General features: G+C 76.3%; 1 protein-coding gene. It reads left to right on the top strand.

Annotated features, from left to right (window positions below):
- Positions 1 to 181 precede the first annotated feature (181 nt).
- A partial coding sequence (locus UN64_RS21955; protein ID WP_077366005.1) for a biotin--[acetyl-CoA-carboxylase] ligase occupies positions 182 to 566 on the top strand: 385 nt, incomplete at its 3' end.

Raw genomic sequence — 566 nt, 5'->3', positions numbered from 1 at the left:
TTGTGGTGGTCCGCCAGGATGCGGAGGCTCAATCGGCCAGTGTACGGGCCGCCGCGGACGCCCTCGGGTGGAGGAAGCCCACAAACGGCGGGGACGCCGGCCCGGGTCGCCCCTTCGCGCGCCCCGGCGGCGGATCGGCCCGCCCAGCCCGCCCCCGGGAACGCCGTGTATATCTAGGGGCATGCACCCCGACGACGCCCCCATACCGGATCTGACCTGGCTGGACTCCGCCGGCTCCACGCAGGATGAGCTCCTCGCGCGGCTGGACCGCGCGGGGCACCGGCACGGTGCGGCCGTGGCCACCGCGGACCAACGGGCCGGCCGGGGGCGGCACTCCCGCGTATGGAGCGCCGCGCCGGGGGCGGCACTCGCCCTGTCCGTGTACCTGCGTCCCGAGTCCGGCGGGGTGCCGGTCTCCCCGGCCCACCTGAGCTGGCTCTCGCTCGTCGCCTCCGCCGCGGTCGCCGAGCGCCTCGCGGCCCGGGGCGTCCCGACGCACGTGAAGTGGCCGAACGACGTGCTCGCCACGGACGGACGCAAGCTGTGCGGTGTGCTGGCCACGGTGG

Source organism: Fictibacillus arsenicus, from assembly GCF_001999465.1.
GTDB lineage: Bacteria > Bacillota > Bacilli > Bacillales > Fictibacillaceae > Fictibacillus > Fictibacillus arsenicus.
The sequence above is the reverse complement of the archived record's forward strand: the minus strand, read 5'-3'. Positions and strand labels throughout refer to the sequence as shown.